Source organism: Isoptericola croceus (assembly GCF_029382255.1).
GTDB classification, from domain to species: domain Bacteria; phylum Actinomycetota; class Actinomycetes; order Actinomycetales; family Cellulomonadaceae; genus Isoptericola; species Isoptericola croceus.
On record NZ_JARLLG010000006.1, the window covers coordinates 170,629 to 196,650 of the forward strand.

28 protein-coding genes and 2 riboswitches are annotated in these 26,022 nt (G+C 72.1%); of the genes, 9 read left to right on the forward strand and 19 right to left on the reverse strand.

Features of this window, described 5'->3' with window-relative positions:
* Positions 1–12: 12 nt before the first annotated feature.
* On the forward strand, positions 13–270 hold the full coding sequence (locus PZC42_RS14180; protein WP_277212187.1) for a hypothetical protein: 258 nt from the start codon (positions 13–15) through the stop codon (positions 268–270).
* Entirely contained in the window at positions 267–599 is a 333-nt protein-coding gene (locus PZC42_RS14185) for a type II toxin-antitoxin system PemK/MazF family toxin (protein WP_277212188.1), read from the forward strand. The genes PZC42_RS14180 and PZC42_RS14185 overlap by 4 nt, the downstream gene beginning before the upstream one ends.
* A 28-nt stretch (positions 600–627) precedes the next feature.
* Here the strand turns inward: PZC42_RS14185 and PZC42_RS14190 are convergent, their stop codons facing one another.
* The 6 genes from PZC42_RS14190 to PZC42_RS14215 form a co-directional block, all read right to left on the reverse strand.
* Positions 628–792, reverse strand: coding sequence for a hypothetical protein (locus tag PZC42_RS14190; protein ID WP_277212189.1), 165 nt, complete (start codon positions 790–792; stop codon positions 628–630).
* Positions 793–844: 52 nt separating this feature from the next.
* Positions 845–1,936 (reverse strand): hypothetical protein, encoded by a 1,092-nt coding sequence (locus tag PZC42_RS14195; protein WP_277212190.1) that lies wholly within the window; start codon positions 1,934–1,936, stop codon positions 845–847.
* Between the two features lie 75 nt (positions 1,937–2,011).
* Positions 2,012–2,707: a response regulator gene (locus PZC42_RS14200; RefSeq protein WP_277212191.1), complete on the reverse strand. Its 696-nt coding sequence runs from the start codon at positions 2,705–2,707 to the stop codon at positions 2,012–2,014.
* On the reverse strand, positions 2,704–4,032 hold the full coding sequence (locus PZC42_RS14205; RefSeq protein WP_277212192.1) for a sensor histidine kinase: 1,329 nt from the start codon (positions 4,030–4,032) through the stop codon (positions 2,704–2,706). The genes PZC42_RS14200 and PZC42_RS14205 overlap by 4 nt, the downstream gene beginning before the upstream one ends.
* A 55-nt stretch (positions 4,033–4,087) precedes the next feature.
* The gene (locus tag PZC42_RS14210) at positions 4,088–4,735 is read right to left on the reverse strand and encodes a lysophospholipid acyltransferase family protein (RefSeq protein WP_277212193.1); all 648 of its coding nucleotides are present in this window, start codon (positions 4,733–4,735) and stop codon (positions 4,088–4,090) included.
* 14 nt (positions 4,736–4,749) lie between these two features.
* On the reverse strand, positions 4,750–5,976 hold the full coding sequence (locus PZC42_RS14215; protein WP_277212194.1) for an NYN domain-containing protein: 1,227 nt from the start codon (positions 5,974–5,976) through the stop codon (positions 4,750–4,752).
* A gap of 164 nt (positions 5,977–6,140) precedes the next feature.
* Between PZC42_RS14215 and PZC42_RS14220 the strand changes: the two genes are divergently transcribed.
* The 5 genes from PZC42_RS14220 (at position 6,141) to PZC42_RS14240 (ending at position 13,185) form a co-directional block, all read left to right on the forward strand.
* Positions 6,141–7,043 (forward strand): NADP-dependent oxidoreductase, encoded by a 903-nt coding sequence (locus PZC42_RS14220; RefSeq protein WP_277212195.1) that lies wholly within the window; start codon positions 6,141–6,143, stop codon positions 7,041–7,043.
* A gap of 104 nt (positions 7,044–7,147) precedes the next feature.
* Positions 7,148–7,255, forward strand: a riboswitch (SAM riboswitch).
* Between the two features lie 5 nt (positions 7,256–7,260).
* Complete coding sequence (locus tag PZC42_RS14225) at positions 7,261–8,256, forward strand: methylenetetrahydrofolate reductase (protein ID WP_277212196.1); 996 nt, start codon at positions 7,261–7,263, stop codon at positions 8,254–8,256.
* A gap of 103 nt (positions 8,257–8,359) precedes the next feature.
* The gene (gene metE, locus PZC42_RS14230) at positions 8,360–10,714 is read left to right on the forward strand and encodes a 5-methyltetrahydropteroyltriglutamate--homocysteine S-methyltransferase (protein ID WP_277212197.1); all 2,355 of its coding nucleotides are present in this window, start codon (positions 8,360–8,362) and stop codon (positions 10,712–10,714) included.
* A 362-nt stretch (positions 10,715–11,076) separates the two neighbouring features.
* Positions 11,077–12,531: an RICIN domain-containing protein gene (locus PZC42_RS14235; protein ID WP_277212198.1), complete on the forward strand. Its 1,455-nt coding sequence runs from the start codon at positions 11,077–11,079 to the stop codon at positions 12,529–12,531.
* Between the two features lie 228 nt (positions 12,532–12,759).
* Positions 12,760–13,185: an Hsp20/alpha crystallin family protein gene (locus PZC42_RS14240; protein ID WP_277212199.1), complete on the forward strand. Its 426-nt coding sequence runs from the start codon at positions 12,760–12,762 to the stop codon at positions 13,183–13,185.
* Between the two features lie 92 nt (positions 13,186–13,277).
* Here the strand turns inward: PZC42_RS14240 and PZC42_RS14245 are convergent, their stop codons facing one another.
* Positions 13,278–13,496, reverse strand: coding sequence for a hypothetical protein (locus PZC42_RS14245; RefSeq protein ID WP_277212200.1), 219 nt, complete (start codon positions 13,494–13,496; stop codon positions 13,278–13,280).
* Between the two features lie 53 nt (positions 13,497–13,549).
* Here PZC42_RS14245 and PZC42_RS14250 point away from each other — a divergent pair, with 53 nt between their 5' ends.
* Entirely contained in the window at positions 13,550–14,173 is a 624-nt protein-coding gene (locus PZC42_RS14250; RefSeq protein ID WP_277212201.1) for a P-loop NTPase family protein, read from the forward strand.
* Here the strand turns inward: PZC42_RS14250 and PZC42_RS14255 are convergent.
* From PZC42_RS14255 to PZC42_RS14305, 11 genes are all read right to left on the reverse strand, one after another.
* On the reverse strand, positions 14,128–14,751 hold the full coding sequence (locus PZC42_RS14255) for a hypothetical protein (RefSeq protein WP_277212202.1): 624 nt from the start codon (positions 14,749–14,751) through the stop codon (positions 14,128–14,130). The genes PZC42_RS14250 and PZC42_RS14255 overlap by 46 nt on opposite strands.
* On the reverse strand, positions 14,748–15,971 hold the full coding sequence (locus PZC42_RS14260; RefSeq protein WP_277212203.1) for a hypothetical protein: 1,224 nt from the start codon (positions 15,969–15,971) through the stop codon (positions 14,748–14,750). Before PZC42_RS14260 ends, PZC42_RS14255 begins: the two co-directional genes overlap by 4 nt.
* On the reverse strand, positions 15,968–16,726 hold the full coding sequence (locus PZC42_RS14265; RefSeq protein WP_277212204.1) for an ABC transporter ATP-binding protein: 759 nt from the start codon (positions 16,724–16,726) through the stop codon (positions 15,968–15,970). Before PZC42_RS14265 ends, PZC42_RS14260 begins: the two co-directional genes overlap by 4 nt.
* A 24-nt stretch (positions 16,727–16,750) precedes the next feature.
* Positions 16,751–17,245 (reverse strand): hypothetical protein, encoded by a 495-nt coding sequence (locus PZC42_RS14270; protein WP_277212205.1) that lies wholly within the window; start codon positions 17,243–17,245, stop codon positions 16,751–16,753.
* A 165-nt stretch (positions 17,246–17,410) separates the two neighbouring features.
* Positions 17,411–17,842, reverse strand: coding sequence for a (deoxy)nucleoside triphosphate pyrophosphohydrolase (locus PZC42_RS14275; protein WP_277212206.1), 432 nt, complete (start codon positions 17,840–17,842; stop codon positions 17,411–17,413).
* Between the two features lie 90 nt (positions 17,843–17,932).
* Positions 17,933–18,166 (reverse strand): helix-turn-helix domain-containing protein, encoded by a 234-nt coding sequence (locus PZC42_RS14280; RefSeq protein WP_277212207.1) that lies wholly within the window; start codon positions 18,164–18,166, stop codon positions 17,933–17,935.
* Between the two features lie 243 nt (positions 18,167–18,409).
* Entirely contained in the window at positions 18,410–18,778 is a 369-nt protein-coding gene (gcvH, locus tag PZC42_RS14285; RefSeq protein ID WP_277212208.1) for a glycine cleavage system protein GcvH, read from the reverse strand.
* A gap of 76 nt (positions 18,779–18,854) precedes the next feature.
* Positions 18,855–20,024 (reverse strand): glycine cleavage system aminomethyltransferase GcvT, encoded by a 1,170-nt coding sequence (gene gcvT, locus PZC42_RS14290; protein WP_277212209.1) that lies wholly within the window; start codon positions 20,022–20,024, stop codon positions 18,855–18,857.
* Positions 20,025–20,031: 7 nt separating this feature from the next.
* Positions 20,032–22,941: an aminomethyl-transferring glycine dehydrogenase gene (gene gcvP, locus PZC42_RS14295; protein ID WP_277212210.1), complete on the reverse strand. Its 2,910-nt coding sequence runs from the start codon at positions 22,939–22,941 to the stop codon at positions 20,032–20,034.
* Between the two features lie 147 nt (positions 22,942–23,088).
* A riboswitch (glycine riboswitch) is annotated at positions 23,089–23,181 on the reverse strand.
* A gap of 117 nt (positions 23,182–23,298) precedes the next feature.
* A complete protein-coding gene (locus PZC42_RS14300) occupies positions 23,299–23,544 on the reverse strand; it encodes a PLDc N-terminal domain-containing protein (RefSeq protein WP_277212211.1) in 246 nt (81 codons plus the stop codon).
* A gap of 46 nt (positions 23,545–23,590) precedes the next feature.
* The gene (locus PZC42_RS14305) at positions 23,591–24,499 is read right to left on the reverse strand and encodes a LysR family transcriptional regulator (RefSeq protein ID WP_277212212.1); all 909 of its coding nucleotides are present in this window, start codon (positions 24,497–24,499) and stop codon (positions 23,591–23,593) included.
* A gap of 143 nt (positions 24,500–24,642) precedes the next feature.
* On the opposite strand from PZC42_RS14305, the gene PZC42_RS14310 reads away from it, so the two are divergent.
* Positions 24,643–24,990, forward strand: a complete 348-nt coding sequence (locus tag PZC42_RS14310; RefSeq protein WP_277212213.1) for a CBU_0592 family membrane protein — start codon at positions 24,643–24,645, stop codon at positions 24,988–24,990.
* A 9-nt stretch (positions 24,991–24,999) separates the two neighbouring features.
* Here PZC42_RS14310 and PZC42_RS14315 read toward each other — a convergent pair whose 3' ends face one another.
* Positions 25,000–25,830 carry a rhamnogalacturonan acetylesterase gene (locus tag PZC42_RS14315; RefSeq protein ID WP_277212214.1) on the reverse strand — a complete coding sequence of 277 codons (831 nt, stop codon included), beginning with the start codon at positions 25,828–25,830 and terminating at the stop codon, positions 25,000–25,002.
* Positions 25,831–26,022 lie beyond the last annotated feature (192 nt).

Here is a 26,022-nt window from a genome sequence, read left to right on the forward strand (position 1 = left end):
TAGGATGGCGTCATGGCCACCCAGACCAGACGATCCGCCGCGGCCGCGCGCGCAGGGAAGGAGACGGGCAGGGGCAGCTCCGTCGGCTTCCGCCCCACCGCCGAGGAGCGTCGCATCCTCGACCGCCTCCACGACGACGGCGTCAACGCCAGCGATGCCTTGCGCCGCGGGCTACGCCTTCTCGAGCAGGAACGCTGGCTCGACCAGGCGCGCGCCGACATGGCCCGCAACCGTGACGAGAACCTGAACGACGCACCGGACGCCTGGTGATCCGCGGCGCCGTCTACAAGGTCGACCTCGGCGACCCGCGCGGCCACGAGCAGGGCGGACGCCGGTACGGCCTCGTCCTGTCCCCCACTGAGGCCCCTTGGTCGGTCGCCACCATCGTGCCGACGTCTACCAGCGCGCGACCGATGAGCTTCCGCCCCGAGCTCGAGGTCGCCGGGGTGCCCACGGTGTTCCTCGTGGACCAGGTGCGCACCATCGATGTCAACTACGTGCACGGCGAGCCTGTCGACTATCTCCTCCACGACGACATCGCCGTCGTGGAGGAAGCCCTGTCCCGCTACCTGGGACTGATCCCGGGAACAGACGCGTGACGGGCGAGCAGCGCCGACGCGAGCGCCGCTACCTGTCTCCGGCAGATCCGCTCGCCTCCCACGGGTAGGTCACGACGCCGTCCGGACCGTGGGACGGCGTCGCGGGGTCGACGTCCCGCTGCTTCGGCCGGCGGCCGGCGAGCTCGGCGAGGTACTGGTTCCCGATGCCGGCGCCGGCCAGCCAGGAGGTCATCTCGCCGGCGTCGAACGGCGGGCTGCGCCGTGATCACACCTGCCGCCCGAGGTCACCCGCGCCCGCACGCGCCGCAGGTGCCGCGCCGGCGCAGCCAGTAGGCGTAGGTCGCCGCCCCGAGCGCGAGCGACCACAGCGGCCAGAGGAACGCCGGACCGACGGCGGCCCACGTCTCCGCGTCGAACCCGAGCAGACCCTCCTGCAGACCGAGGCCGATCATCGAGATCCCGGCGGGCAGGACGGCCACGGCGACGACGGTCGCGGGGACGACGGCGAGCCCCACCGGGACCCGCCGGCCGGCGAGGCCGAGCATCCAGCGCGGGAAGACGTCGCCCCACCGCTGGTACAGCCCGAGCGTGAGCACCGCACCGAGCAGGGCGAACGCGCCGAGGCCGATCGGGCCGATGAGGTCCAGCCCGCGCATCGCCTCGACCTCGTCCCGCGAGAAGCCCAGCGGGATCCCCAGCGCCCACGCGATGCGGGTGAGGCCGTAGAAGGCCGGTATGGCCGCGGCCACGAGCGCCGCGACCCGTCCCCAGCGCGCGGCCGAGGCCGGCGTCGTCCAGGCCGGGTCGGCGCCGTCGTGCCGTCGCCCGCAGCGCTCGCAGGCTGCCAGGCTGCGCCGGGTCGCGCGGACCGCGGCCACGGTCAGGAGCACCGCACCGCCGAGCACCGCGGTCTGGAACAGGAAGTCCGGCGCCACGTAGTGGTCGAGGGAGGCACGCACCTCGGCACTGAAGAACGACATCACCAGGAGGGCGGGCAGGTAGCCGAGCCCGGCCAGGACGGTGGCGTCCACGAGCAGGAGGGCAGCCAGCAGGACGACGGCGGTGCCCGCGTAGGTGGCGACGCGGGGGCCGCGCGCCGTCGACCGTCCCCAGCGCATCCAGGCCGTGAGCAGCGCTCCGCCGAGCGCCAGGGCGACGACGCCCGTGGCCAGGGCCTCGGCGGGGACGTCGCGGAGCAGGCCGTGGTTGAGCGCCTCCGGCGCCACCGCGGCTGCGTCGACCGTCCCGCGGTAGACGATCGCGAGGAGGGCACCGACGACCCACCAGGCGACGGCGAGGCTCTCGATCCGTCTGCCGTGGCGACCGGACGCCCGGCCACTCGGTGCTGGCTGCTGTGCACGTTCGTGTGTGGTCATGGATCGAGCCTCGCGGCCCGGCGCCGCGGGCGGATCCCCCGCGACGGCTGTCCCTCTCCCCCGTGCGGGGGAACCTCACCCGGCTCGCACGAATCCCGAGGTGTAGGCGCGCACCACGGCCTGGGTGCGGTCGCGGACGCCGAGCTTGCCGAGCACGTTGCCCACGTGCGTGCGCACGGTCTCGACGCCGAGGTACAGCTCACCGGCGATCTCCGCGTTCGACATCCCGTCCGCCATGAGTCGCAGCACCTCGCCCTCGCGCTCGGTGAGCCGCGCGGAGGCCAGCGCGTCGCCCGACGGCGGTCGGGTGGCGGCGAGCCGACGTACCGCGTCCGGGAACAGCAGCAGGTCGCCCTGCGCGACCAACCGCACGGCGTGAGCGATCTCGGCCGGGCGGGCCCGCTTGAGCAGGAATCCCTGGGCGCCGGCCTGCAGGGCGTCGAGCACGTGGTCGTCGTTCTCGAACGTGGTGAGCACCACCACGCGCGGCGGCTCCCCGCGCGGACGGTCCAGGATCGCGCGTGTCGCGGCGATGCCGTCGACGTGCGGCATGCGGATGTCCATGAGCACGACGTCGGGCCGGGTCTCCGCGACGAGCTGCGGGACGCCGGCGCCGTCGTCCGCCTCGCCGACCACGGTCAACCCCGGCTCGGCGTCGAGCACCACGCGCAGGCCGGTGCGCACGAGCGGTTCGTCGTCGACGATCGCGACGCGGACGGGTACGGCGTCGTCGGGCCGGGTGCCCGGTGCGGCGCCGTGGGGGGCGGTCATGCGCCCGATCCTCGCGCATCCAGCGGAAGGCGCGCACGCACCGCCCACCGGGACCCGCCGTCCCGGTCCGCCGGCTCCGGACCGGCGGCGACCTCGCCGTCGAGGAGTCTCACCCTCTCGGCCAGGCCCAGCAGGCCACGTCTGCCGCCCGCGGGACGACCGGTCGCCCCCGACGCCGGCACCGCGTTGACCACCTCGACCTCCAACGCCCGGCCGCGGACCACGACACGGACGTCCACCACGGCGCCGGGTGCGTGCCGGACGGCGTTGGTCAGGGCCTCCTGCACGATGCGGTACGCCTCCCGGGACACGGCCGACGGCACGGTGGTCTGGAAGGAGTCCGCGGGGGCCACCAGCACCACCGGGGTCCCGGCGCGCCGTGTCTCCGTGACCAGGTCGGCCAGGTGTCGCAGGTCGCGAGCCGGAGGCGCGGGCATCCCGCTCGACGTGGTCGACGCCCCGGCGTGCTCGCGCAGGAGGCCGAGCACGTGGTCGAGGTCCGCCATGGCCGCGCGACCGGTCTCCTCCACGGCGGCGAGCGCGCGGCGGGCCGCCTCGGGGTCGGTGTCGATCTGGCGTGCGGCCGCGGCCGCCTGCAGCGTGGTGATCGTCAGTGCGTGCCCCACCGAGTCGTGCAGCTCACGGGCGAGCCGACCCCGCTCGGCGGCGCGGCGGGCGGCAGCCTCGAGCTCGGCGATGCGGGCCGTCTGGTCCGGGCCGAGCAGCGGGACGGCCGCCTGCCGCAGCACCCGGCGCGCGAGCGCCACGACGTACGGCAGCGCGAGCAGGAGCAGGACCGCGAGGGCGAGCCACGCCACCGGGCTGTCGCTGAGCATCGGTGCGGCGTCGAGCAGGAACGCCCGGTCGGCCCCGGCGACGGACAGCGCGAGCTGGGTGGCGAGCGGTACGGCGACCAGGAGGCCGAGGGTGACGGCGGCGCCCAGGGCGAGGTGCAGCGTGTACCAGGCGGCGCCGCGCCATCGCGTGGCGGCGCTCGGGGTGCCCGTCGGCTCGGGAAGGTCGCGGGGGTCCGTGTCGAGGAAGGTGCGCACGGCCAGGACCTGGAGCGTGCGGACGGGCGCGAGGAACGGCGGCGCGCCGGCGATCACCGCGGTCACCAGCGCCAGGACCACCACGGCCGAGCGCGGGGCCTCGGTGGAGGCGTACATCTGCGCGAACCCGGCGACGAGCGTCAGATACGCCCCGGCGAGGACGCCGCCGATGACGAGGTAGATGCCGGCTCGCACCGTGGAGGCGCTCACGAGGGGCCCGACGGCGCGACGCAGGGCCGTGCGCCGTCGTCGGCCCGTCGTGTCGTCCGCCATGCCGCCAGTCTGCCGAGCGGGCCGTCGCCGCGCCTCCCCCGGCCGGGGGAACGTCTCAGGCCACGAGCTCTTGGCCGCTCATCTCGTGGATCGACGTCATGACCTGGTCGGTGAGCTCGCGTCGTGCCTGCGCGGGCCGCGTCCCGGCCGCGATCTGCCGCGACGGGTCGATGGGTGCGCCGAACTCGACCCGGATCCCGCGCGTCGGCCGTGGCAGCCGCCGACCGACGGGCTGGACCCTGTCGGTGCCCCGCAGCGCGACCGGGACCACGGGTGCGGCGCCGGTGAGCGCGAGCCACGCCACGCCCGTGTGCCCCTTCTGCAGCCGCCCGTCCCGCGACCGGGTGCCCTCGGGGTAGATCCCGAACGCGTCGCCGCGCTCGAGCACGTGCAGCGCGTCCTGGAGCGAGCGCTGCCCGGCACGCGGGTCCGCGCGATCGACCGGGATGTGCCCCATCGTGGTGAAGAACCACCGGGAGACCCGGCCCCTGAGCCCGCGCCCGGTCCAGTACTCGGCCTTGGCGATGAACGTGACGTGCCGCGGGACCACCAGCGGCAGGATGATCGAGTCGATGAACGACAGGTGGTTGCTCGCGATGATGACGGGCCCGCGACGGGGGACGTTGTGCAGGCCGGTCACCTGGGGACGCAGGAACACGTACACCAGGAGCGACAGCACGAGCTTGAGGATGCGGTACGTCACCGGATCATCGTGCCTCAGGCGAGGGTGACGAGGTAGTCCTCGGCGTCGTCGTCCCACGCGAGGCTGACGGCGTCGGCCGACGCGGCGGCCTTGCAGAACTGCAGGAACCCGCCGTAGCCGAGGGCCTTCTCGGAGAAGTCGGGGCGGCGCTTGCGCACGTGGTTCTTGAGGCCGGAGAGCGCGGCGCTGCCGCCGGCCTCCTGCACGACGGTGCGCAGCAGGTCGAACGCCTTGGCGCTGTCGGGCTGCTCCGGGAGCTCGACGACAGGGTCGCCGGACGACGGGCCGTCGCTCAGCACGATCACGTCCCGGTCGGCGAGGTAGCGCAAGAACTCGCCGAAGGTGCGGAACCCGTAGTCGGACTCGCTGAAGGTGGGCTCCTTGCGCACGAGCGTGCGCTTGAGCTGTGACGCCGTCACCGATCCCGAGGCCGATCCCTGCAGCCCGGCGAGGGTCTGGGCGACCTTGACCTCCATGGTCGGCGGCTCGCCGGTGGGGGCGTCGTCGTCCTCGTCGCGTGCCGGCTCGGGAGCGCGGTCCGGCACGTCGACCGGTTCGGGCAGCGTGATCTCGGGCTTCTTGCGGCGGCTCTTCGTGCCCGACGACGGCGCGGCGGGTGCGGCGTCATCGGCCGGGGTCGTCGCGGCCTTGGCCTTGGCCGTCCCGCCGGCGCCGGTGCTGGTGGAGCGCGAGCTGCTCGCGCGGCCGCCGCCGGAGCGTCGGGCAGGGCTCTTCTTCGGGGGCGCCTCGGACTCGTCGGGCACCTCGACGCCCTCGAGGCGGTCGTAGAAGAGGAACTCGTCGCAGGCGGAGGGCAGGAGGCGGGAGGTGGACTTCTCGACCCCGACGCCGATGACGCGCTTGTCGAGCTCGCGCAGCTTGTGCACGAGCGGGGAGAAGTCCGAGTCACCTGTACACATGACGAACGTCGAGATGTACTCGCGCTCGAAGGCCATCTCGATGGCGTCGACGACCATCTTGATGTCGGCGGCGTTCTTGCGGGACGCGCCCATGCGCTGCGGCATCTCGATGAGCTCGACCTGGTGCCGCGTCAGCATCCGCCGGTCCTCGTCGAAGTACGACCAGTCCGCGTAGGCGCGCCGCGTCACGACCCGTCCGCGCACCGCGAGGGCGTCGGCGATCGGCTGGAAGTCGAACTGCATCCCGCCCAGGTGCTCCCGGGCGCCGAGCGCGAGGTTCTCGTAGTCGAGGAAGACGGCAAGGCGCTCTTCGGTGTCCATGCCCGCCAGCCTACGGGTGCGCCGGTCGCCGTGCGTCCCACCGGCGCCCTGGCGGGCGAACGGCGCGACGAACGGCTCACACCTGCTGGTCCGCCGGGGGGCGGGCCTCGGCGGTGCGGCACGGCTACCGTCTGAGTCAGCAAAGCGACCGTCGAGGAGGCACCGTGCAAGCGATCGTGTTCACCGAGCTGGGCGGACCGCAGGTTCTCCACCTCGCCGAGGTCCCCGCCCCCGAGCCCGGACCCGGCCAGGTCCGCGTCCGGGTCGAGGCCGCCGCCGTCAACGGCTGGGACGTCAAGGTCCGGGCGGCGCAGGTGCCCGGGATGTCGCCCCCGCGCTTCCCGTCCGTCCCCGGGCTCGAGGTCGCGGGAGTCGTGGACGCCCTCGGCCCCGACGCCAACGGCGCGGCCGTCGGCGACCGGGTCGTCGGGTTCGCCGACACCGGCGGGTACGCCGAGCTGGCGCTGACCTCGGTCTTCGCCACCGTGCCGCCGGGGCTCGCGCCGACCGACGCCGTCACGCTGCCCGTCGCGGCCGAGGCCGCCACGCGCGTGCTGCGCGAGCTGGACGTGCGCCGCGACGAGACGCTGCTCGTGCACGGAGCCTCCGGGTCGGTCGGCGAGCTCGCCGTCCAGCTCGCGGTCCGCGCCGGAGCGCGCGTCATCGGCACCGCGTCGCGGGCGCGCCAGGATCGTGTCACCGCCCTCGGGGCGTCGGCCACCACCTATGGACCGGGGCTCGTGGATCGGGTGCGCGAGCTCGCCCCCGGCGGTGTCGACGCGGTGCTGGACGCGTCCGGCGCGGGCGTCCTGCCGGACTCCGTCACGCTGCGCGGCGGGACCGACCGCATCGTCACCATCGCGGACCCGGCGGCGTCCGGGCTCGGGATCCCGTTCAGCTCCACAGCGCGGCGGGACGCCGGCGAGCTCGCACGGGTCGTGCGCGCGCTCGCCCGGCACGAGCTCACCACGACGGTCGGGCACCTGCTGCCACTGGCCGAGGCCGCGCGGGCGCACGAGCTCGTGGGGGGTGGTCACCCGGGCGGCAAGGTCGTGCTGGTGCCGTGACGTCCCTGGCGGTCGCGGACGCCTCGTGCGGCCATGCGGGACGGCAGATCTCACGATGCGGTCATGGTTGTCCGCAGGGTGAACCGTGCGTAGAGTCGGTTCCCAAGCCATCCAGAGCGGCCGAGAGTCCTGGCTCGACGACGCCGCAGCAACCCGTTCTCCGACGGAAGCCTCCCGAGGACGAAGGTGCTCAACACCAGGCCCGATGGAGTGACGCATGGTCGCAGAGGCATGGACGCAGTCATACCGCCCGACGGTGAGCTTCGAGCTCATGCCGCCGCGGCGGCCCGACGCCGCCCCGAAGTTCTGGGAGACGGCGCGCCGGCTGGTCGCCGCGAACCCCGACTTCGTCTCCGTGACCTACGGCGCCGGTGGCGGTGACCGCGCGACCGCCCGCCAGGTCGTCGCCACTCTCCTCGCTGGCACCCCCGTCATGCCGATCGCGCACCTGACCTGCGTGGGCGCGTCCCGGGAGGACGTCTCCGCCGTCGTCGACGAGATGCTCGACGCGGGTGTCCGCTCCTTCCTCGCCCTGCGGGGGGACCCGCCCAGGGACCAGCCCGACTGGCGCCCGCCGGCCGACGGCGTGCACTCCTCGATCGAGCTCGTCGCGCTGCTCCGCGAGGTCGAGGCACGCCGGTGCGCGTCTGACCCGGGCGCCGCCGTGCGCGGCGCCGCCCGGCCCCTGACCATCGCCGTGGCCACCTTCACCGACGGCAACCGGCAGGCCGGCACCACCCGGACCCAGGAGGTGCAGCGGCTGCTCGAGAAGCAGCAGGCGGGCGCCGGGTTCGCCATCACCCAGCTGTTCTACACCGCGGACAGCTACACCGACTTCGTCGCCGAGGCCCGTGCGGCCGGCGTGACGATCCCCATCCTCGCCGGGCTGATGCCCACGACCGAGCCGCGTCGGCTCCGTCGTGTCGAGGAGCTCACCGGCGTCCCTGCGCCCCAGCACCTGCTGGACGCCCTGGACGCCCTGCCGGACCCGGAGGCGCAGCACGCCTACGGGACCGCGTACTCCGTCGAGCTCGCCCAGCGCGTGCTCGACGCGGGCGCACCCGGCCTGCACGTGTACACGTTCAACAAGTACCGACCCGCTCTGGACCTGCTCGAGGGTGTTCACCTCGGCGGTCGGACGCTGCACAGCGTCCCCGACCTGGCCAGAAGGCCGCTGGTACCGAGCATCCCGACACAGGCTCCCGCCGTCTAACCCGTCGCCGAACAGGAGGTTGCGCTCGCATTGATCGACCATGGCGGGCACAACCTCCTGTTCGGCGACGAAGGACGTGGGAAAACCGACACCTGGAGTGCTCATGACCACCACCGACACCACCTCGACCGGCGCCGCGTTCCCCGGCGGCACGATCCTCGGCTACCCGCGCATCGGCCGGCGCCGCGAGCTCAAGCGCGCCGTCGAGGCCTACTGGGCCGGGCGCACCGACCTCGACACGCTCGAGGCCGCCGCCCGGGAGGTGCGCCTGGCGACGCTGCGCCGCCTCGTCGAGCTCGGGCTCGACCCGGCGGACGGCTCCGTGCCCGGCTCGTTCTCGTTCTACGACCAGGTGCTCGACGCCGCGGTCACGCTCGGCGCGGTCCCGGACCGGTTCGACGGTCTCCAGCCCGGCCTGCCCGGCTACTTCACGCTGGCCCGCGGCGCCGGCGACCAGCCGCCGCTGGAGATGACCAAGTGGTTCGACACGAACTACCACTACCTCGTCCCGGAGATCTCCCCCGCGACGACGTTCTCCCTGGCCGACGACCGCGTGGTGCGCGAGCACCTCGAGGCCCGCGAGGCCGGGGTCACGACGCGTCCCGTCGTCGTCGGCCCGGTGACGTTCCTGCTCCTGGCCAAGTCGAGCGACGCCGCGCCGGAGGGCTTCCGCCCGTTCGACCGGCTCGCCGACCTCGTGCCCGCGTACGCCGCGCTGCTGGGTGCGCTCGCGCAGGCCGGCGCGCCGTGGGTGCAGCTCGACGAGCCGGGCCTCGTCTCGGACACCCTCCTGGACGCGGCCGGCGTCACGCGCGCCGAGGTCGCGGACGCCGTGCGCTCCGCCTACGGCACGCTCGCCGCACTGACCGTGGACGACGGCGGCGCCCGCCCGCGGCTGCTCGTGACCGCCCCGTACGGGGACCTCGGCGACCTGCTGACGCCGCTGGACGAGTCCGGGGTCGAGGCGATCGCCGTCGACCTGGTCCGCGGCTCGGCCCCCGTGGCGCCCACCCGGGCACACCTCGTCGCCGGTGTGATCGACGGGCACGGCGTCTGGCGCGCCGACCTCGAGGCCCGGCTGGACCGGCTCGGGGCGCTGGCCGGACCGGTGTCCGTCGGCACGTCGACCTCGCTGCTGCACGTGCCGCACGACGTGGACGACGAGACGTGGTCCGACGCCGCGGCGGACCGTGCCGGACGGACCCCCGAGCTCCGGCGCTGGCTGGCCTTCGCCGACCAGAAGGTCCGCGAGGTCACCGTCCTGGCCCGCGCCCTGGCCGGGGGCCCGGACGCGGTGCGCGACGCGCTGGACGAGGCGAGCGCGGCGCTGGCCGAGCGCGCGGCCGCACCCGGCGTCGTCGTCCCCGCCGTCCGCGAGCGCCTGGCCGCCCTGACCGAGGACGACTTCGCGCGAGGAGCGCACGACGAGCGGGTCGCCGCCCAGCGTGAGCGGCTCGGGCTGCCGCCGCTGCCGACCACCACGATCGGCTCGTTCCCGCAGACGTCCGAGATCCGCAAGGCCCGGTCCGCCTGGGCCAAGGGCGAGCTCGGCGACGAGGCGTACACCACGGCGATGCGTGCCGAGATCGAGCGCGTGGTCCGGCTGCAGGAGGAGATCGGCCTGGACGTGCTGGTGCACGGCGAGCCGGAGCGCAACGACATGGTGCAGTACTTCGCCGAGCTGCTCGACGGGTTCGCGACGACCGACCTCGGCTGGGTACAGTCCTACGGTTCGCGCTGCGTGCGCCCGCCGATCCTGTGGGGCGACGTGACCCGCCCCGCCCCGATGACGGTGGAGTGGACCCGGTACGCCCAGTCCCTGACCGAGCAGCCGGTCAAGGGAATGCTCACCGGCCCGGTGACGATCCTGGCCTGGTCGTTCGTGCGGGACGACCAGCCGCTGGCCGACACCGCCAACCAGGTGGCGCTCGCCCTGCGCGACGAGGTCCGCGACCTCGAGGAGGCGGGCACGGCCGTCGTGCAGGTGGATGAGCCGGCCCTGCGTGAGCTGCTCCCCCTGCGTCGCGCCGACCAGGCGGACTACCTGCGCTGGTCCGTCGGGTCGTTCCGCCTGGCGACGGCCGGAGCGGCGGCCTCCACGCAGGTGCACACGCACCTGTGCTACTCGGAGTTCGGCGAGGTCATCGGTGCGATCGACGGCCTTGACGCGGACGTGACGTCGATCGAGGCGGCGCGGTCGCGCATGGAGGTCGTGCCGGAGCTGAACGCCGCCGGGTACGCCCGGGGCGTCGGGCCGGGCGTCTACGACATCCACTCCCCCCGCGTGCCGTCCGTCCAGGAGGTCACCGAGCTGCTGGGGCTCGCGGTGCGGTCGATCGACCCGGCGGTGGTGTGGGTGAACCCGGACTGCGGGCTCAAGACCCGTGGGTACGCCGAGGTGGAGCCGTCGTTGCGCCACCTGGTGGCGGCGGCCCAGACGGTCCGCGCCGGCCTCTGACCCCCACCCCGGTGCCGAGCATGTGATGGGGGCCCGTCCGGTCGGCCGGACGGGCCCCCATCACATGCTCGGCGGTCCAGGGCCCGACGTACTACTCGCACTACGGCTCGTGCGGCATCGCGCCCTTGACGATCTCGCCGTCCAGCAGCTCACCGTGCGCCCTGATCGAAAGTGTTTGCTTGAGATTGGGTATGCCCTAGACGGGTCTGCGGTGATCGCCTATGCACTACTGTGCGGAACCAGTCGACTCGGGCAACGTGATCGCTCCCCGGTCGGCACGCGCACCGACGTGGTCGTCGCGCCGAAGCGGCTGCCATCTCGGTGAACCGACTCCTTGCAACGACGCACGAGAGGTTCTGATGATGAACAAGCTCCTGTCCCGGCTGCTAGCAGGGCTGGTTGCGTTGGTCCTGCTACCGATCACCGCGGTGGCTGTGTCCACCGCTCCCGCTGCCGCCGCCACCAGCCAGTTCCGCGGGATGAACTGGGCGGTGCTGGGCGACAACTTCGTCACCGGCCCGCTCGTCCTGGACGGCCTGAGCAGCTCCGACAGCTACACGACCGTCGAGGCCAAGGCCAACGCCTTGTACGACGACATGGAGAGCACCCTCGGCATCAACACCGTCCGCCTGCCGGTCAACACGCACACGGTCGGCACGGACTGGTGGAACAGCTACCGCGCCACCATCGACGCAGCGACCGACCGCGGCTGGAAGGTCATCCTGGCGTACTGGGAGGACGGCGCCGCCTCGGGCGGCCGCGTCACCGACTACGCCGCGTGGAACACGATGTGGTCCACCGTGACGTCCCAGTACGGCTCGAACGACCTCGTGTACTTCGAGCCGATGAACGAGCCGCACGGCTACAGCTCGACCGCGTGGCGGGACGTCGCTGCCGACTGGCTCGACTATCACTACTCGGCCGTGCCGAGCCGGGTGCTGGTCGGCGGGACCGGGTACAGCCAGGACCTGCGCGACCTGTGCGACGACCCCCGGTTCGCGGACACGCTGTTCTCCTTCCATCACTACGCCTTCATGTACGGCAGCAACACGTACGACGGCTGGGTGGGTCATGTCCGGGACAGGCTCGGTGACTGTTCCTCGCGCGCCGTCGTGACCGAGTTCGGTGCCCCGATGAACGACGGCCGCAACTACGCCGACGCCGGCAGCTCGGACAACTTCGTGCGCCACGTCCGCGCGGTGACCCAGGTCATGCGGGAGGACGGGATGGGGGCGACCTACTGGCCGGCCGTCGGTGGCAAGCCCGGCACCATCGGCTACGACTGGTACTCGATGTACGCCAAGAGCGGCAGCGGCACCGATCTCAACCTCACGCTGCGCAACCAGTCCGGGGCGGACCGGTTGCGGTACGGGTGGGGCGACGACGTCTCGGGTGGTGGGTCAGGCGGCACTGTGACGCAGATCGTCAGCGAGGCGTCCGGCAAGTGTGTCGACGTGGTCTCCGCCTCCACGGCGAACGCCGCCGACGTGATCCAGTACACGTGCGGCAGCGGCACCAACCAGCAGTTCGAGCTGCGAGACCTGGGCAACGGCCACTACAACCTGGTGGCGCAGCACTCCGGCAAGTGCCTCGACGTCAACGGCGCCTCCACCGCCAACGGCGCGGCGATCATCCAGTACACCTGCGGCAGCGGCACCAACCAGCAGTGGGAGCTGCGCGCCGCGGGAAGCCGCTATGAGCTCGTCGCCCGCCACTCCGGCAAGTGCCTCGACCTGCCGAGCGGGTCGACGGCGAACGGCACCCGGCTGCAGCAGTACGACTGCTGGGGCGCCGCCAACCAGCGCTGGGTCCTCTGACTCCGCACGTACGCCGCATGCTTGGGGTCGGGTAGATCAGAGCATCGCCACCTACCCGACCCCATGGCTGGCGCGACGGCTGTTCGCCGAGAGCGAAATTCTCCCTCTTGGCACTCACCAGGCGAGAGTGCTAAATCAGGAGGTGTAGCCAGGCGACGCCGGACGGACCGGCGCGCTGCTCGCGGTCGGGGCCGCACCACGCGGCCCTCGTCGAGGAGGTGATGCGCGATGGCTACCTACTGGGACCCGTTCCAGGAGATGGACCGACTCTTCGGTTCGCTCACCACGTCGAGGAACGCACCGGGCATGCCGATGGACCTGTTCCGCGACGGCGACCACTACGTCCTCGCCGCCGACCTTCCCGGGATCGACCCCGGCAGCATCGACGTCTCGTGCGAGGACCGCACCCTGACCATCCGGGCCGAGCGCACCCCGCGGTCCGGCGGGGGTCAGTGGCTCCTGCGGGAGCGCACCTCCGGCACCGTGGCACGCCAGCTCACGCTGGGCCGGGGCCTGGCGCTCGACCACATCTCGGCCTCGTACGCCGACGGCGTGCTCACGCTCACCATCCCCGTGGCAGAGGAAGCCAAGCCGCGCCGGATCGAGGTCAGCCACGAGGCGAACCGCGAGGCCATCGAGGCCGGCGGCAGCTGACCGGCTCCCCCGCCGCACACGGCCGAGCATGCGACGGCGGCACGTCCACCTGCGCGGACGGGCCGCCGTCGCCTGCTCGGCGCGGAGCCTGCTCAGCCCTTGCTGGCGCCGATCATCGGCAGCCCGAACGCAAAGCCCACCGCGAGGATGCCGCCGGTGAAGACGTACGGGGCGATCGCCGGCTCCGTCGTGGCGCCGATGCCGATGAGGACCAGACCACCGAGGAACAGCACGAACGAGACGATCACGCGGCCGAGCATCGTGCCCGGGGCGTCGCTCTGCGGGCTCGGGTTCACCTGGAAGTCGCTCATGATCACAGCCTAGCCCGCCGCTCCACGCCGGCGGGGCCCGCTACGATCTCGGGATGCCTGAGCCCGGACTCCCCCGCCGCGTGCTGATCGCCGGGACGTCCGGGGCCGGCAAGACGACGCTCGCAGGTCGCCTCTCGCACGTGCTCCAGGTGCCGCACACCGAGCTCGACGGTCTGCACCACGGGCCGCACTGGACACCGCGGCCCGAATTCGAGGACGACGTGCGCGACCTGGTCGCGAGCGACGCGTGGGTGACCGAGTGGCAGTACCGCCGCGCGCGGCCGCTGCTGCTCGGACGAGCCGAGATGCTGGTCTGGCTCGACCTTCCGGTCCAGGTCCGCATGCGCCAGGTGACGCGCCGCACCCTGCACCGCCGGCTCCACCGAACCGTGCTGTGGAACGGGAACGTCGAGCCGCCGCTGGCGACGTTCCTCACCGACCCGGACCACATCGTGCGCTGGGCATGGCGCACGCGCCGCTCGCTCGACGGTCTCGACGAGCGGCTGGCCACCGAGGCACCCCACCTGGAGGTCGTGCGGCTCCGCAGCCGTGCAGAGATCGATCGGTGGCTCGCGACGGTGGCTGCACGCGCCGGCCGGCCCGGACCCAGGCCGCAGCCTGAGCACCGGGACTACGTTGGCGGCGGCTCGACCGACGTGCCGTCGCGGGCGACATAGATCGCTGCCGCGACGACCCAGGCAGAAACCGCCACGACACCGGCCGTAATCGAGTAGGCGTCATAGTAGGGTAGCGCCCAGAGCCGGGCCTGCCCCGAGAGATCGACCATGCCGACCAGCGCGCACAGGATGCCGTAGAGGCCCAGTGGCAACCAAGCTGCCCCGCGCGGAAGGACAAGGCCCGCGAGCCCTCCGACTCCCATGCTCAGGAGCATGTTCCTGGCCAGCATCAGAGGCATCTCAGCGGTCTGACTGACGATCATCCCGCCCGCCACGACCACGACGAGGAAAACGATCGTCGTCGTGATCGTCCATGCGCCGCGGAGGGTGGCCTTCCGCGCGGAGCCGGTGGCGCCTTCCAGGTCTGCGAACGGGTTCTGCACCGACATCGCCCACGCCATGCCCGCGAACACCGGCGCCAGCGCAACGAGGAGCAGCCCTCGTTGATCGTGGAACGGATTCGCCACCACTTCCGTCGGCGCGATCACGATGAACGCCACGACCAGGACAGCGGCAACGAGGATCCTGGCGAGTCCACGTGACCGAGCAAACAACCAGAACATCACTGCCGGCGTCATGCGGAGCATGAGATCAGTCGGTCCAGGGCCGCTGCGGCATCCTCCCGGTCTGGAGCTCCCGGAGTCACTCCGAGACGGCCGACAATGATCGGATCGGGTACGAACGTGGGCTCCAGCCACTGCGCCACGAGGATGACGTCACGGTCGACGGCCTCGAACGCTGCTTCGTCAGGGCCCTCGAGCGCCGCGTCGATCGCGCAGCCACCGAGGCCGCCCCAGACCACTTCCTCCGCCTGACGTGCCCGGTCGATCGGAGCGCCGAGTGGGAGGTCGTAGACCAAGGTCGGTCGCGTCGGATGCTCCACCGGCATCCAGACCCAGTCCTCGCCGTCCGGAGCGATCTCCTCGAACCGTTCGTCCAGGGGTCGCAACTCGTTGACAAGAAGGTTCAGGTCCCGCTGCTGGTCGGGTGCGATGCACACGTCACTCCCCGTTCCCGCGATCTCGGCGCACGGCCACCCCGCAACATCACCGAGGCGATACGGGTCACGTTCCCCGTGGACGGCGTCCAGACCGATCCACGCCCCCGACGCGACCACGACGGCAGCGACCAGAACGGCGAGGGCGATACGCGTCCGAGCGGCCCACAGCGCGACGAGAGCGGCGCCGGCCAGGGCAGCCCCGACGACGACGCCCAGGATTGCCAGAATCTGGCTCGCGTCCGGGAGCAGGAAGGCTGGGACGCTCGCCGTCGCCCCGAAGTACTGCATGAGTGGCCCTTGACCCAGGATGAAGACCACCAGGAGGTAGCCGACGATTACCGCGACCGGAGGGAGAAGCCAGCTCCTCACCGAGACACCGATGAACCAGCCGACCGCGACCAGGGGGTAGACGCCAAGTAGCGCTGCGGGAACCGTGGCGAGACTTATCAGCTGAGGCGTGCTCTCCCGCACAGCGGCCGCGATCACTCCTGTGCCGACGGCGAGGAGCAGCCCGAGCGCCCCTCCGGAGGCGATGGTCACGATCCGGGTCGCAGCAAACCGCCGTCGGGCGCTCGGTGGAAGCGGACGGACGAGATTCGTTGCGCGGTTTCGCGCGACGACGGTCCCGTCGACCGCCCCGGCTCCGAGGGCCACAGGCCACACGATGACGACCGCCGTCAGCGCGGCAGCAACCGACCAGCCCGCGCTGTACGAGATCCGCATCAAGGGGTCGAAGACGAGCACGGCACCGGCTGCGATGGCGGCAAGCCCGAGAAACGATGCCAACAGTCGGGTCATCGTGCCAGCTCCCCGCCCGCGAGGATGGTGAGCAGCCCACGCTCGTGCGCACTGGCCGCAGCACCGTCGCCCTCGCCGCCCATGGCCTTCAGCTCGTCGGTCGACCCGGTCCACACGCACTGGCCGGCGTCCATCACCATGACGTCGTCAGCGGTCCGCGCGATGTCCTCGACGAGATGCGTCGAGAGCAGGACCAGGCGGTCGCTCGCTACCTTCTGCACGACGTCTCGAAGGCGCATCCGCTGGAGCGGGTCGAGTCCCGCCGTCGGCTCGTCCAGGACGAGGACACGAGGGTCGTGGACCATGGCCTGCGCGATAAAGGCGCGTCGCCGCTGGCCGCCGGAGAGATCGCGCAGGCGCACACCTGCGCGATCCTCCAGATCGACAGCGTGCAGCGCTCGGTCCGGACCGTCCCCCCTCAGGGCAGTGCGCCCTCCGCGAAGATAGGCAAAGTAGCGGACCAGCTCCAGCACGGTGAAACCCTCGAACCACCCGGGATCCTGTGGCAGGTACCCGATGTCCGCCTGGTACCGACGCCGTGTCCGAGGATCGCGCAACGATGCGCCGGAGACCCACACCTCGCCCTCGTCCGGTGCGAGCGACCCGGTGACGATCTTGAACAAGGTCGACTTGCCCGCACCATTTGGGCCGACGATCCCGATGATCCCGGAGTTCCATGTGGCGTCGATCCCGCGCAGGGCATGCACGTCGCCGTAGCGCACATGGACGCCAGCGATCCTGATCAGAGGGTCCACCGTCTCGCTCCCGAACTCCGCGCGTCAGCTCGTGTACGCGCGGGACGCGCACGTGTCGGGCGCATACCGCACGTCACGGCAGGCGCTGGCCTTCGTCGTGTACCTCAACACCCTGGTGTCTGAGACACGGAGCATCAGGCCTTGCGACGTCCGGGACTGCGTAGTGCGGGTCTTTGCTGTGCCGTCACCGATGTTCTTTCGGACGATGAGCTGCCGCCCACCCGGCCGTGCCTGGTACCGCTGCGCATCGTGCGTTCCGGTGAGCTTCCCGTACACGGCATGCCCGTCGCGCCGTGGGTCGGTGACCGTGAACGCGCCAGAGTGGACATTTCCTCCGGCGGCCTTGGAGTGTCCGTGGAAGAGCGTTGCACTCGCCTTGGCCACGGCGGCGCCGTCCACTTTCGCGGTGATCGTGCCCGTGCTGTGTGCGGAGGCGATGCCGGCGGACGCGAGCATCACTCCGAGCCCGGCAACTATCGCCACGATCGCGTTCCGAACCGCTTTGACCTGCAACTGCATCGATGGCTCCTCGTGCGTAGGTGGAACCCCGAGGTGGAACCCCGAGGTGGAACCGAGCGTAGAGAGAGGACAGTCGGTTGCGGGCGCGAACAATCCGATTTGATGAACTCTTGAGCATCTCCGCACATCTCCGCACATCTCCGCACGTGCTGCACGGAGATGACGTCATGAGGCGCCGCTGGACTCCCGCAGCCGAAGGCTCAGCTCCTTGACGATCCGGACGTCCCCGTCCAGCCAGTCGACGTCCCACAGGGAGCCCGCGTCCAGCCAGCGGAGCTCGTCGTGCTCCACGAGGGGTGCCGGTTCGCCCGAGGTGAGCGTGGCGAGCCAGAGGCGCAGCACGTGCCGCTCGGTGATGATCCAGGCGCCGTCGTCGGGTCCCGGCAGCTCGTGGCCGAGCGTCACGGTGACGCCCAGCTCCTCGTGCAGCTCACGGTGCAGCGCCTCGTGCGGGTGCTCCCCGGGCTCGGCCTTGCCACCAGGGAACTCCCACCGCCGGGCGATGTCGGCAGGGCGCGTCCGACGGGCGGCGAGGAGGCGAGCCGGGCGGTCGAGCGAGTCGACGATCGCGGCGGCCACGACGAGGCGACGGTTCATGCCCGCGAGTCTGCCATCCGGCCCCGAAGAGACGTGTGCCCCGCCACCAACATCCCCCGAGTGGTGGCGGGGCCAGAGGTCGTCAACTGGTCAGGGCGAGCGCAGACCTGTCGTCCGGGCCCAGGCCACCGCATCGGCCCGGGTCGAGACCCCGAGCTTGCGGTAGACGCTGCGCACCTGCGACTTCACGGTGTTGCGCGTGACGAAGAGCTTGCTGGCGATCTGCTCGAGCGTGACTTCTTCGGAAAGGTTGGACAGCACGACCTGTTCGCGGATCGTCAAGCCGGGGTCGAGCACCGGGCGATCCATCTCGATTGCACTCATCGTTCTCCTCCATGACGGCCGCCGATCGCCACGATCGACCTGGGGATTTGCCGTCACAGATGGAGAGTGTGTGGGCCGACGTTTATGACGCGAGCCACAGGAAGGGCGAGTGCGCAAGCGGGGCCGAGACGCTCCGCGGGGCCCGGGCGGACCGCCCCTGGCGCCTCATCGCCGCAGGCCAGAGGCCGTCCAGCACGTTGCGCGGAGCAACCGAACCGCGATTATCACGATTGGGTCACGTTGTCACCCGGCGTGCTGCGCGTACTCCTCCGCGGACAGCAGCTGACCGGTGCCGGTCACCTCGACCTTGAACAGCCAGCCCTCGCCGAACGGCGCGGAGTTCACCACCGCCGGGTCGTCGATCGCCGCCTGGTTGACCTCGACGACGGTCCCGGAGACGGGCGAGTACAGCTCGGACACGGACTTGGTGGACTCGATCTCGCCGATGACGGTGCCGGCCTCGATCGTGGCGCCCACCTCGGGGAGCTCGAGGTAGACGACGTCACCGAGCGCCTCGGCGGCGACGGACGTGACGCCCACCGTCGCCGGGGTCGCGTCGTCGACCCACTCGTGCTCCACGGAGTAGCGCAGGTTCGCGGGGAAGTCGGCCATGGGAAGGACTCCTGTCGTGAGGGTAGGGCTCGGTAGATTCTGTCGGACGACGGCGCCACGCGCCGCGCACGGACGCTCAGGAGCGCTCGCGTCGGTAGAACGGCATCGGCACGACGACGAAGGGTTCCGCCCTCCCCCGCACGTCGACCGCCAGCTCCGTCCCCTCCGCCGAGACCTCCGGCGTGACGTAGGCCATGGCGATCGGGTACCCCAGCGTGGGCGACGGCGCACCCGACGTCACGGTCCCGACCTGCGGCCCGACAGCACCGTCGGCCCGGGCAGCATCAGGCTGCACGACGGCGTAGCCGGCACGGGCAGGGCGCCGTGCCGTCCCGCGCAGACCCACCAGCACCCGGGCCGGCGCGCTCTCGCGGCGCGCGGCGAGCGCGGCACGGCCGACGAACTCGACCGGCGTGCCGTCGTCGGACACCTTGTCGAGCCTGACCACACGGCCGATCCCGGCGTCGTAGGGCGTGGTGGTGGTGTCGAGCTCGTGCCCGTAGAGCGGCATCCCCGCCTCGAGCCGCAGGGAGTCGCGGGCGGAGAGCCCGGCGGGGACGAGCCCGTGGGGCTCGCCGGCGGCGAGCAGCGCACGCCACAGGGCCACGGCGTGGGGAGCGTCGACCCAGATCTCGAACCCGTCCTCTCCCGTGTACCCGGTCCGGGCCACCAGGACCGCCTCGTCGCCGAACCGCATGCCGAGGCTCGCGTAGTACTTCAGCTCGTCGAACGCGGTGCCGCCGGAGAGCTCGGCGTCCTCGGTCAGGACCTCGCGCACGATCTGTGCCGACCGCGGGCCTTGCACGGCGACGAGCGCCTGGTCCGCCGAGACGTCGCGTACCTGGGCGTCGAACCCGGCCGCGCGCTCGCCGAGCGCCCCGAGCACCGTCTCGGCGTTCGCGGCGTTGGCGACGACGAAGTACTCGAGCTCGCCCGTGCGGTAGACGATGAGGTCGTCCAGCACTCCCCCGTCCTCGGCGCAGATCATGGTGTACCGGGCGCCGAGGGGCCGCAGCCTCGACAGGTTGCCGACGAGGGCGTGGTCGAGGAATGCTCCAGCGTCAGGGCCGGTGATGCTGATGCCGCCCATGTGCGACAGGTCGAACAGGCCGGCGGCCTCCCGCACCGCACGGTGCTCGGCCAGGTCCGAGGTGTACCGCAGCGGCATCATCCAGCCGCCGAAGTCCGTCATGGTCGCGCCGAGCGCCTCGTGCTCGGCGTGCAGCGGTGTCTTCTTCTCGGTCATGGCGTCCTCAGTTCTCACCGAGCGGCTCGGCATAGGCGTCGATCGGCGGGCAGGAGCACTGCAGGTTGCGGTCCCCGTGGGCCTGGTCGATGCGGCGCACCGGCGGCCAGTACTTGGCACCGCGCAGGCGCGCGACCGGGTAGGCCGCCTCCTCGCGGGTGTACGGACGGTCCCACTCGCCGCCGAGCAGGGACGCCGCCGTGTGCGGGGCGTGCCGCAGTGGCGAGTCCTCGACGGCCCAGCGCTCGGCCGCGACGGCGTCGATCTCGCCCCGGATGGCGATCATCGCCTCCACGAACCGGTCGAGCTCGGCCAGGTCCTCGGACTCGGTCGGCTCCACCATGAGGGTTCCTGGTACCGGGAACGCCATCGTGGGGGCGTGGAAGCCGAAGTCGACGAGCCGCTTGGCCACGTCGTCCACCGTGACGCCGGTCTCGGCGGTGATCTGGCGCAGGTCCAGGATGCACTCGTGGGCCACCAGGCCGTTCGCCCCGGTGTAGAGCACCGGGTAGTGGCCGCGGAGCCGCGAGGCGACGTAGTTCGCCGTGAGGACGGCGTTCTCCGTCGCGGCGGTCAGGCCGTCCGGCCCCATGAGGGCGAGGTAGGCGTAGGAGATCGGCAAGATGCCGGCCGACCCGTGGGCTGCCGCGGAGACGGGTGGCACTCCCCCGCGCTCGTCGCTCGGGGTGCCCGACGGCGTGGGGTCGCCCGGGAGGAACGGCACCAGGTGCTCGGCCACCGCGACCGGGCCGACGCCGGGACCCCCGCCGCCGTGCGGGATGCAGAACGTCTTGTGCAGGTTGAGGTGCGACACGTCGCCCCCGAACCTGCCCGGGCGCGCGAGCCCGACGAGCGCGTTCAGGTTCGCACCATCGATGTACACCTGACCACCCGCATCATGTACAGCACCGCAGACCTCGCGGACGTGCTCCTCGTAGACGCCGTGCGTAGACGGGTACGTGATCATGATCCCGGCCACCTGCTGGCCGTGGTGCTCGAGCTTGGCGTGCAGGTCGTCGAGCTGGATCTCGCCGTCCTCCGCGGTGGCGACCACGATCACACGCAACCCCGCCAGGGCGGCCGACGCCGCGTTGGTGCCGTGCGCCGAGGCCGGGATGAGCACGATGTCGCGCCCCGACTCACCGCGGGAGGCGTGGTAGGCGCGGATCGCCAGCAGTCCCGCGAGCTCGCCCTGCGAACCGGCGTTCGGCTGGACCGACACCGCGGCGTAGCCGGTGATCTCGGCGAGCTGGGTCTCGAGCGCCTCGATCAGGTCGGCGTAGCCGAGCGCCTGGTCGGCAGGCACGTAGGGGTGCAGGTCCGCGAAGCCCGGCCAGCTGATCGGCTCCATCTCCGCCGTGGCGTTGAGCTTCATCGTGCACGAGCCCAGCGGGATCATCGTGCGGTCCAGCGCGAGGTCCTTGTCGCTCAGGGACCGCAGGTAGCGGAGCATGGCGGTCTCGGACCGGTGCCGGCGGAAGACCGGGTGCGTCAGGTAGTCGGTCCCCCGCAGGAGGGCGTCGTCGAGCCCGATCCCCTCGGCCGCGTCGGCGGGCGCGGCGTCGAACAGCCCGAGCAGCGTCGCGACGTCGGCCTCCGTGGTCGTCTCGTCGCAGGCGATCTGTACGTGGTTCTCGTCCGCGACGTACAGGTTGTACCCGGCGGCGGCCGCGGCAGCGCCGACCGTGGCGGCGCGCCCCGGGACAGCGACACGCACCGTGTCGAAGAACGCTCCGTGCTCGACCTCGACACCCGCGGCCAGCAGCCCGCCCGCGAGCGCCACGGCGCGGCCGTGCACCCGCTCGCCGATCGCCCGCAGGCCCTCGGGCCCGTGGTAGACCGCATACATCGACGCCACGATCGCCAGCAGCGCCTGCGCGGTGCAGATGTTCGACGTCGCCCGCTCACGGCGGATGTGCTGCTCCCGCGTGGCGAGGGCCAGCCGGTAGCCGACGGCGCCGTCGGCGTCGATGGAGACCCCGACGAGGCGACCGGGGAGCTGGCGCTCCAGCCCCTTGCGCACCGCCATGTAGGCGGCGTGCGGGCCGCCGTAGAACAGCGGGACGCCGAAGCGCTGCGCCGACCCGACCGCGATGTCGGCGCCGAGCTCGCCGGGGGAGACCAGCATCGTCAGCGCGAGCAGGTCGGTGGCCATCGTGACGAGCGCCCCGCGGTCCTTCGCCTCCGAGACCACGGACCGCACGTCGAGCACCCGCCCGGAGGCGCCCGTCTGCTGCACGACCACACCGACGAGGTCTCCGGCGGGCAGGGTGCCGCCATCGGCCTCGAACGCGGCCAGCCCGGCGTCGAGCCCCTCCTCCAACGAGACCACCACCACCGGGAGGCCGACCGCCTCCGCCCGTCCCCGTGTGACCGCGAGCGACTGGCCGAACAGCTCGGCGTCGAGCACGACGTAGCCCTGCTTGGCGCGCGACGCCCGCCACATCAGGGCGACGGCCTCGGCGACGGCGGTGGCCTCGTCCAGCAGCGACGCGCCGGCGATCGCGAGCCCGGTGAGGTCCTCGACCACCTGCTGGAAGTTCAGCAGCGCCTCGAGCCGGCCCTGCGAGATCTCCGGCTGGTACGGCGTGTACGCCGTGTACCAGGCGGGGGACTCGAGCACGTTGCGGCGGATGACCGGGGGAGTGACCGTGGGGTAGTAGCCCAGCCCGATCATCTGCCGCTTGACCTGGTTCTTCGCGGCGATCCCGCGCAGGTGGTCGAGCACCTCCGCCTCGCTGCGGGCCGGCGGCAGGTCGAGCGGCTCCCGATCGCGGATCGTGGCCGGGACCGCCGCGTCGACGAGCGCGTCGAGATCGGCGTACCCGAGCTGGTCGAGCATCGCCGCCGTCTCGTGCCCGCGCGGGCCGATGTGCCGGTCAGCGAAGACGTCCGGGTCGAAGGGGGAGTGGGTCACGAAGAGCGCTCCGAGGGTCGGTGGACGAGGACCCTCCCCGCTCTGTCATGGGACCTGAGAGTTTTGCCGGTCCGCCTCACGGGGCGCGCCGACTTGCACCGTCGGTGGGCCGTCCGCCGAGGGCGTCGGGCCGCTTTTCAGAGTTGCCTCGCCGTGACGGTACAGGGGCCTGAGAGATTCCCGGGGAGGGTTTGCTCCTTCGGCGCCGGCCCGGAGGCCGAGCTCTCCCGTCGCGGTTCGAGCGGCTGTGCGATTGTCCGCGCAGTCTACCGCCGAGCTGGCACTCGTCCCGCCGCGACAGCGCGAGGTAGCGCAACTCAGCCCGAGGTAGCGCAGCTCAGCGCGAGGTAGCGCAGCTCAGCGCGAGGTAGCGTCAGCAGAGCCGACCTGTCGTCGGCCGCGACCCACCGTCAGGTAGAACACCGGCCCGATCACCGGAAGCGCGAGGATCACGACCGCCCACACGACCGCGAGACCCCCCACCATCCGGGGTGAACGCCACCAGGCGAGCAGCGCGACCAGGCTGAGCACCAGCCCGGCGAGCGCCACGACGGTCCACGCCATGTCGTACCACGCGGGCAGGAAAGGCGCGGTCATCTCCATCCCGGCACGCTACCTCGGCCAACCGAGCGCTACCTCGCGGGTCAGGTCAGGTCAGCTCGAGACCGCGGGCGACGTCCACCATCGCGTCCACGACCGCGCGCACCGCCGGCCCCGGCTCGTGCCGGGTCGCCCGGTGCCGCACGATGACCCGGCGCGAACCCAGGCCCGGCATCGCGACCCGCTCGACGCCGTCGGGCACCTCGCCGCTCTCGACGGCGAGCGCGGGGAGCATGGCGATCCCCTGACCCGCGGCGACGAGCGCGAGCGCCGTGTCGAAGTCGAAGTAGGAGTGCCGTGCCTCGATGGTGGTCCCCAGCGTGCGGCCGAGCCGGCGCAGGGCGCGGTCGGCGGCCGTGCCTCCGACCGCTCCGACCCAGGGGAGGTCGCGCAGGTCGTCGAGCCGCTCCGGGGTGGGCAGCGACGCCGGCACCACGAGGCGCCAGGGCTCGTCGAGCAGGGGGATGTCGTGCGCGCCGCGCGGCGCGGGCGCATCGACGTCGCCGTCGTGCTCGAGCAGGACGACGTCGAGGTCCCCGGCGCGGAGCATCCGCACGGACTCGGCGGGCTCGTGCTCGCGGACGTCGATCGTCACGCCCGGGTGCTCCTCGGCGAGCGGGCCGAGCAATGGGGCGACGACCGCGCGGATCGCCGACTGGAACGCACCGATCTTGACGGTGCCCGTGACACCCTCGCCGAGGTTCGCGATCTCCTGGCGTGCTTCGAGGAGCTCGGCCTCGATGCGTTCGGCCACGTCGGCGAGGACCCGACCGGCGGGCGTCAGGGTGACACCGCGGGGCCCGCGATCGAGCACGGGGAAGCCCTCCTCGGCCTCGAGACGCGCGATTTGCTGAGACACGGCAGACGGCGTGACATGCAAAAGATCTGCCGCAGCGAGCACGCCTCCGGCGCGGTGCACGGCAAGGAGGAAGGCAAGCCTTCGTGGGTCGGTGGCCATGTAGCGATACTAATCGGCTGCTGCAGAAACGTTCAATTGCGCTGAACGGGTTTTATGCCGCAGCATTGACCCCGGCGCCCGTCAGAGTCACTGGTCCGAGGCCGGCGCCACCCCCACCTGAAACCCCCCGTGAGGAGGCTCGTATGTTGCCGTACCTGTTGTCCGTGGTCACCGCTCTCGGTTGGGTCGGCGCCATCGTCGGCCTCGTCGCCTACTACCAGGTCTCCCGAGGCCGCTGGGCGGCCGACTCCATCCAGTTCCAGGCCGCCAACATCTGCGCGATGTCGATGCTCTCCCTCGTGGCCGCGGTCAACGGCGTGTGGCCCTCGTTGGCCGCGAACGTTGCCTGGATGGTCATCGGCGCGCAGGCGATCCTCGTGATCGTCCGCGCCCGCCGCGCGGGCCGCCCCCAGGTGACGCGGGTCGAGGTCGCGCCGGCCGAGCCAGACGTCGAGCACTTCGCCGTCGGCGTCCCCGCCGCGATCCGCTAGCCCTGCCGGCTACGCCGGGTCCCGCGGCAGCCAGGTGAACCATGACGGGTCCGGAACCTCCCCGAGCCGGCGCACGTCACCGCGCTGCAGCACCCCGGACCCGACGAGACCGCGAGCCACCATGAGCGCGACGGCGGCCGCACCCGGCGTGTTGAAGTGCGTGTTGTCGACCCGGCCGTCGTCCGTGTGGAGGAAGTACCTCGTCGTCTCGTCGGGACCGAGCTCCTGCCACAGGGCGAGCGACTCGCGCTGCACGTCCACGAGCGCCACCCCCTCGCGCACAGCGAGGGCACGCATCGCGTCCGGGTACTCGCCGTGGCTCGACGTGGCGTTGCCGGCCGCGTCGAAGCGCCGCCGCTCCGCCGAGGTCGCGAGCACGGGAACCGCGCCCCGCTCACGAGCGCCGTCCAGGTAGCGCGTCAGGTACTCCTGGTAGGTGGACCACGGCTCGGTGTGTCGCACCGGGTCGTCGGTCTTCTGGTCGTTGTGCCCGAACTGGACCAGGAGCACGTCGCCCGCGCGGAGCTCGGCGAGGATGGTGTCCAGGCGACCCTCGTCCACAAAGTTCTTCGAGCTCCGGCCGTTCCGCGCGTGGTTCGCCACGGCGATCCGGTCGGCGAGGTAGAACGGCAGCGCCATCCCCCAGCCGGTCTCGGGTGCCCTCGCGGCACCCTTGGGCGCGGCCGTGGAGTCACCGGCGACGAAGATCGTCCGGTGCGTCCACGAACGTGCCGCGCCGGGCTCGCGGGCGGCTGCCTGCTGCGCGGTCGCCACGGCGATCGGGATGCCCGCCAGGCCGGCGAGCACGCTCCTGCGGGTGACATGGTGCGAGGTGGTCATGGGCGTCGTTGCCTCTCGTCCTCGGGAACGGGGGAAAGCGATTGCCACCGTAGCGGGATACAGCACGCCGAGGCAACGACCTGCGCATTCACCGGCCGGAGCGACCGAAGGCGGTCGCGGTCTCCACAAGGGTAAGGGCAGGCTATCCTTGCCTGGCCTTCGTCATCACGACGGAGGACCCCGTCGTCACGG

Excerpts from the sequence above, each read along its gene's own strand:
- gcvH (WP_277212208.1), bottom strand. The coding sequence starts at position 18,778 with ATGGCCGACTTCCCCGCGAACCTGCGCTACTCCGTGGAGCACGAGTGG.
- PZC42_RS14195 (WP_277212190.1), bottom strand. The coding sequence starts at position 1,936 with ATGACCACACACGAACGTGCACAGCAGCCAGCACCGAGTGGCCGGGCG.
- gcvT (WP_277212209.1), bottom strand. The coding sequence starts at position 20,024 with ATGACCGAGAAGAAGACACCGCTGCACGCCGAGCACGAGGCGCTCGGC.
- PZC42_RS14270 (WP_277212205.1), bottom strand. The coding sequence starts at position 17,245 with ATGCAGTTGCAGGTCAAAGCGGTTCGGAACGCGATCGTGGCGATAGTT.
- PZC42_RS14250 (WP_277212201.1), top strand. The coding sequence starts at position 13,550 with ATGCCTGAGCCCGGACTCCCCCGCCGCGTGCTGATCGCCGGGACGTCC.
- PZC42_RS14260 (WP_277212203.1), bottom strand. The coding sequence starts at position 15,971 with ATGACCCGACTGTTGGCATCGTTTCTCGGGCTTGCCGCCATCGCAGCC.
- PZC42_RS14255 (WP_277212202.1), bottom strand. The coding sequence starts at position 14,751 with ATGACGCCGGCAGTGATGTTCTGGTTGTTTGCTCGGTCACGTGGACTC.
- PZC42_RS14200 (WP_277212191.1), bottom strand. The coding sequence starts at position 2,707 with ATGACCGCCCCCCACGGCGCCGCACCGGGCACCCGGCCCGACGACGCC.
- PZC42_RS14300 (WP_277212211.1), bottom strand. The coding sequence starts at position 23,544 with ATGGAGATGACCGCGCCTTTCCTGCCCGCGTGGTACGACATGGCGTGG.
- PZC42_RS14275 (WP_277212206.1), bottom strand. The coding sequence starts at position 17,842 with ATGAACCGTCGCCTCGTCGTGGCCGCCGCGATCGTCGACTCGCTCGAC.
- PZC42_RS14225 (WP_277212196.1), top strand. The coding sequence starts at position 7,261 with ATGGTCGCAGAGGCATGGACGCAGTCATACCGCCCGACGGTGAGCTTC.
- PZC42_RS14205 (WP_277212192.1), bottom strand. The coding sequence starts at position 4,032 with ATGGCGGACGACACGACGGGCCGACGACGGCGCACGGCCCTGCGTCGC.
- PZC42_RS14315 (WP_277212214.1), bottom strand. The coding sequence starts at position 25,830 with ATGACCACCTCGCACCATGTCACCCGCAGGAGCGTGCTCGCCGGCCTG.
- PZC42_RS14310 (WP_277212213.1), top strand. The coding sequence starts at position 24,643 with ATGTTGCCGTACCTGTTGTCCGTGGTCACCGCTCTCGGTTGGGTCGGC.
- PZC42_RS14215 (WP_277212194.1), bottom strand. The coding sequence starts at position 5,976 with ATGGACACCGAAGAGCGCCTTGCCGTCTTCCTCGACTACGAGAACCTC.
- PZC42_RS14280 (WP_277212207.1), bottom strand. The coding sequence starts at position 18,166 with ATGAGTGCAATCGAGATGGATCGCCCGGTGCTCGACCCCGGCTTGACG.
- PZC42_RS14245 (WP_277212200.1), bottom strand. The coding sequence starts at position 13,496 with ATGAGCGACTTCCAGGTGAACCCGAGCCCGCAGAGCGACGCCCCGGGC.
- PZC42_RS14190 (WP_277212189.1), bottom strand. The coding sequence starts at position 792 with ATGACCTCCTGGCTGGCCGGCGCCGGCATCGGGAACCAGTACCTCGCC.
- PZC42_RS14305 (WP_277212212.1), bottom strand. The coding sequence starts at position 24,499 with ATGGCCACCGACCCACGAAGGCTTGCCTTCCTCCTTGCCGTGCACCGC.
- metE (WP_277212197.1), top strand. The coding sequence starts at position 8,360 with ATGACCACCACCGACACCACCTCGACCGGCGCCGCGTTCCCCGGCGGC.
- PZC42_RS14235 (WP_277212198.1), top strand. The coding sequence starts at position 11,077 with ATGAACAAGCTCCTGTCCCGGCTGCTAGCAGGGCTGGTTGCGTTGGTC.
- PZC42_RS14240 (WP_277212199.1), top strand. The coding sequence starts at position 12,760 with ATGGCTACCTACTGGGACCCGTTCCAGGAGATGGACCGACTCTTCGGT.
- PZC42_RS14180 (WP_277212187.1), top strand. The coding sequence starts at position 13 with ATGGCCACCCAGACCAGACGATCCGCCGCGGCCGCGCGCGCAGGGAAG.